Origin of the sequence: Micromonospora sp. NPDC047753, assembly GCF_040642735.1 — a bacterium.
In the GTDB taxonomy this organism is placed as follows: domain Bacteria; phylum Actinomycetota; class Actinomycetes; order Mycobacteriales; family Micromonosporaceae; genus Micromonospora.
In genome coordinates, this window is record NZ_JBEYSL010000509.1 from 1 (window position 1) to 4,691 (window position 4,691).

The window sequence follows — 4,691 nt, forward strand, 5'->3', positions numbered from 1 at the left end:
AGTCGGGGTGCGCCCGGTGCGGTGACGGGTGGCCCAGCCGCAGCGTGGACTGCACGGGCTGCTCAGCTCGCCGCAGCGGCGCGCGACGCTCGCCGCGCGCGCCTGGTCCACCGTCGACGGCCAGGGCCGGGCGCGGGTGGCGGACGCGGTGTTCGACGCCAGACGCCACTAGTACGGGTGTACGAAACTGCTGCTAGGGTGGCCGTATGACGCAGGCCGCCTACCAGCCGTCGATGCTCGACCTGGCCGACGCCGGGCCGACCCTGGGGCCACTGCCCGGCCAGATCCGCCGGCACCAGCTCAGCCGGGGTGCCTGGGTCGACCACCTCCCCGGTTGGGTGCGCGGCTCCGACACCGTCCTCGACACCCTGCTCAGCGAGGTGCCCTGGCGTGCCGAGCGGCGCACCATGTATGACGCCGAGGTCGACGTGCCCCGCCTGCTCTGCTGGTACGACGGGGCGAGGCAGCTCCCCCACCGCGTCCTCACCTCCGCACGGGCCGCACTCAGCGAGCACTACGCGCCCGAGCTGGGCGAGCCCTTCGTCACCGCCGGCATGTGCCTCTACCGCTCCGGGCGCGACAGCGTGGCCTGGCACGGCGACACCATCGGTCGCTCGGCGCACACCGACACCATCGTCGCGATCGTCTCCTTCGGATCACCCCGACCGCTGCTCCTACGCCCACGCGGCGGCGGCGAGAGCCTGCGCTTCCCGGTGGGCCACGGCGACCTGATCGTCATGGGTGGCTCCTGCCAGCGCACCTGGGAACACGCCATCCCCAAGACCACCCGCCCGGTGGGCCCCCGGGTGAGCGTCCAGTTCCGCCCCCACAACGTCGCCTGACCCCGCGGCTGCACTAGGACGAGACCAGACGTTCAAGGCGGCTGCGGATTTCCTCGGCTGCGGGATCGCCCACGTCCTCGTAGATCCGCGCGGCCAGCCGCCAAGCGGCAGCGGCCGCGTCGCGGTCGCCCATCCCTTCCCGGGTGTCCCCGAGCCGGATGAGGGTCTCCGCCTCGTGATACCGGTCCGCGGAGTCGCGAAAGAGTTCGATCGCCTGCTCGTAGCAGTTGGCCGCGCGGTCGCGTTCACCCAGGCGGTCGTAGGCGAAGCCGAGGCTGTCAAGCGTCGCAGCCTGACCATTGCGGTCGTCGGTCCGTCGTTGCTGGTCGAGGGCCTCGGTGCAGCTGGCGATGGCCTGGACGTAATCGCCTGTGGTGGCGAGCAGCCAACCGATCGCGTTGAGCGTCCGGGCTTCGCCCGCGTGATTGCCGACCAGCCGGTAGAGCCGCAGCGCCTCGCGACCGTGTGCGAGCGCCTCGTCGAGCCGGCCGTCCAGGTAGCTGAGTTCGCAGTAGTTGTGCAGCGTCTGGGCCTGGCCGATCGGGTCGCCGAGACGTTCGTGCAGCTCGAGCGCACGCTTGAGCCGGTACTCGGCCGTGGTGCGGTCGCCCAGTCGGGTCAGCGCGCGGGAGACCAGCCGGTTGGCGACGGCCTGACCGCTGAGGTCGTCGATCTTCTCCGCGGCGCCCAACGCGACCTCCTGGATGGCAAGCTGGTCCTGCCAGAGACCGCGCGGCGCCACGAAGGTGGTGAGCGCCCAGGCGATCTGCCAGGCGTACGTCTCGAAGCCGTTCTCGGCGGCCTGTCGGACCACCCGGACCAGCACCCGATGCTCCGCCGTGAACCAGGCGAGCGCGCCGTCGTGATCGGTCACCGGCGACCTGGCGGGTACGGACAGTGGCGGCACCGGCTCGATCGGGGGCCACTGCGGCTGGAGCAGCCGGGCGGCCGGATAGGCGGCATGCAGGTAGTGGTCGTACAGGCGCCGTCGGGCCGCGACGTGTTCGTCGCCGCGCTCCGACGACTGTGCAAGCTCGGCCGCATAGGCGCGCAGAAGATCATGGAAGGCGAACCGGCCGGGCACGTGCTCAGCCAGCAGATGGAGCCGGGTCAGTTCCCGCAGGATCGGCGTGACCGCAGCAGCCGACACACCGGCGAGCGCCGAGGCCGCGGCGGTGGTCAGGTCCGGGCCCGGATGCAGCCCCAGCAGGGTGAACAGCCGGGCCGCGTCCGCCCCCAGGGCCAGGAACGACCACGAGAAGACGCGCCGGACGTCACCGTCGGCCAACGCGTCAAGCCTCGCCTCGGCCGAGTGCAGTTCGGCGGCGATCGCACCGAGCGGGAACGTGGGATGGGTCGCGACACGCGCCGCCACTATCGACAGTGCCAGCGGAAGCCGGCCTGCGGCCTCGATGATGTCGGCCACCGCCACCGACTCGGAGGCGAGCCGGCTGACCCCGAGACGTCTGGCGAGCAGGCTCCTCGACTCCTCCGCCGTCAGCACGTCCAGTGTCAACGGAGTGGCACACTCGGCGGCGATCAGGCCGCCGAGACGATCACGGCTGGTGACCACAACCATGCAGCTGCCCGCACCGGGCAGCAGGGCGTGCACCTGGGCCGAGTCGCGAGCGTTGTCCAGCACCAGAAGCATCCGACGCGAAGCCAGAAGGCTGCGGTAGAGACCAGTCCGAGCCTCCATGTCGGAGGGTATCCGGGCGTGCGGCACGCCGAGCGCTTCGAGGAAGCCGGACAGGGCGTCGGACGGGGACACCACGCCGGCTTCGTCGTAGCCGCGAAGGTTCACATAGAGCTGACCGTCCGGAAAGCGGTCGGCAACCCGGTGCGCCCAGTGCAACGCCAGGGCCGTCTTGCCGACTCCTGCCATGCCGGACACCACGGAGATGGCCACGCTCGTCGGCCCCTCAGCCCCGCCGTGCAGAAGCCCGTCGAGGCCTGCCAACTCGACGCTGCGTCCGACGAACTCCGGCACCGCACGCGGCAGTTGCTCGGGGCGCTGAATGAGCGGCCCCCCTGTCGTCTCCGGCGCCGGCCGGTCCGGCCCCGTTGACGGTTGCGCCATCAGGCTCGGGCGGTGATGCAGGATGTCGTCGTACAGCGTGACGAGCTCGGGCGCGGGATCGAGGCCGGTCTCCTCCGCGAGCCTCTGTCGGGCCTGCCGGAAAGCATCAAGTGCGCCGGCTACGTCTCCGATGCGGTACAGGCCCACCATCAGCTGGCCCCACGCCCGCTGCCGCAACGGATGCCGGTCGAGCAGGCCGCGCAACCGCTGCACGACGTCGGCCGACGCGCCGCGGGCCAGCATCGCCTCGGCGTAGTCCTCCTCGACGAGCAGCCGACGCTCCTCCAACTGCGCCACCCGCCGAGCCAGCGCCGAGCGCAGCGGCAGGTCAGACAGCGGAACACCACGCCACAGGCGCATTGCGGCGGAAAGTTCGGCCTCAGCCCGGTCCAGATCGGAAGCGGCGAGCGCCTCGCGGCCCCGCGCCGCCGCGGCGTCGAACAGGTCCAGGTCCCGTTCGCCTGGGCCCACCCGCAGCAGGTAGCCGCCTGCCGCAGCGGTTATCCCATCCCAGGTCGCTCCACCACCCAGCGACCGCCGCAACCCGCGCACATAGGTGCGCAGATTCGCGGCGGCCGACGCCGGCTCGTCGTCGCCCCACAGCATCGCGGCCAACTCGTTGGTGCCGACGACCTCATTCGGGCGCAGCAACAGGGTCGCCAGCAGGAGACGCTGCTTCACCGAGCCCAGTGGAACCGACCGGTCGTCGCGGTACACCCGGAACGGGCCAAGGAGTTCGAAACGCAACCAGGCACCTCACATGTGGGCACAGCCATGTACCGCAATGCGCACAACACCCGGACAACGCGGGCGAGTAATGATCTATGCGTTAGTTGTGCGGCGGGTGTACCGGCCCCACCGTACCTTCTTCACGGGGGGCCCCGGAGCGGTGAGGACGGTTCTACTGTCCTCACCGCTCCATCCAAGAGCACCAATCGCCAGGACTGGTCGCACGACGACGGAGTGAAGCCAAACGGGACCATCCACACCTGGCGCGAGGCACCTCGCCTCGTCGTGCCAGGTCTGACACCGCCGTCTGCGCGTCGCCCAGCACCGTTGCCCCCCATGATTCCCGACCGAAGGAGATGCATGTCGTCGCACCGCTCCATCCGCCGCGTCCTCAAGAGAGCTGCGGTACCCGCCATCGGCGCGGCGTTGGCAATCGGCGTCAACGTCACCATCGCCACGCCGGCCGCAGCCAGCGGCTCCTACACGGGCAGGGCGTACGTCCATGGCACCGGCGCGGTGTCTGACGACTTCGATGACGAAGGCGTCACCAACGTCACCACGCACCGCAACTCGAACGTCGCCTGTCTGTGGCAGACGATCCTCTGGGCGAATGGCTACCTGCCCTCGTCTGGGATCGACGGTGTCTTCGGCGACCAGACCGATGCCGCGACGAGGAACTTCCAGCGCGACAAGGGCCTCTCAGCGGATGGCTCCGCAGGCCGGAACAGCTGGACGAAGGCCGGCGACAAGCTGGTGCAGGACGACAGCCAGAACGGATGGGCGTACGTGGTGTACCGCGGGGCGACGGGTTCCCGGAGTCCGTACGGCTCGCACCAGTTCGTCCTGCAGCGATCGCCCGACGGAAACTACCGGTTCTACCCGCCTCAGGGCGGCGGCCCCTACTGGGCCGCCTACAACTCCCGCACCTGCTGACCTCGCCCAGCTACCCGGTCCGCCCCGGCAACATCTCAACCGGCGGCTGCCCCAGCTTGATCTTTAACCTGCGGGGCGGTGGCATCGACCCCGGCTGATCATGGGGA

Annotated in this window: 3 protein-coding genes and 1 pseudogene; 3 read left to right on the top strand and 1 reads right to left on the bottom strand. The window is 70.4% G+C overall.

Going from position 1 to position 4,691, the window contains the following annotated elements:
• Positions 1–58 precede the first annotated feature (58 nt).
• Both ABZ749_RS29700 and ABZ749_RS29705 read left to right on the top strand, forming a co-directional pair.
• Positions 59–172 (top strand): annotated as a pseudogene (locus tag ABZ749_RS29700) (spore coat protein); the annotation flags it as partial.
• Positions 173–206: 34 nt separating this feature from the next.
• Positions 207–842 (top strand): alpha-ketoglutarate-dependent dioxygenase AlkB, encoded by a 636-nt coding sequence (locus tag ABZ749_RS29705; protein WP_357233590.1) that lies wholly within the window; start codon positions 207–209, stop codon positions 840–842.
• Positions 843–855: 13 nt separating this feature from the next.
• On the opposite strand, the gene ABZ749_RS29710 is transcribed toward ABZ749_RS29705, so the two are convergent.
• Complete coding sequence (locus tag ABZ749_RS29710; protein WP_357233592.1) at positions 856–3,669, bottom strand: BTAD domain-containing putative transcriptional regulator; 2,814 nt, start codon at positions 3,667–3,669, stop codon at positions 856–858.
• A 342-nt stretch (positions 3,670–4,011) separates the two neighbouring features.
• Between ABZ749_RS29710 and ABZ749_RS29715 the strand changes: the two genes are divergently transcribed.
• A complete protein-coding gene (locus ABZ749_RS29715) occupies positions 4,012–4,584 on the top strand; it encodes a peptidoglycan-binding domain-containing protein (RefSeq protein WP_357233594.1) in 573 nt (190 codons plus the stop codon).
• The last annotated feature ends 107 nt before the right edge of the window (positions 4,585–4,691 follow it).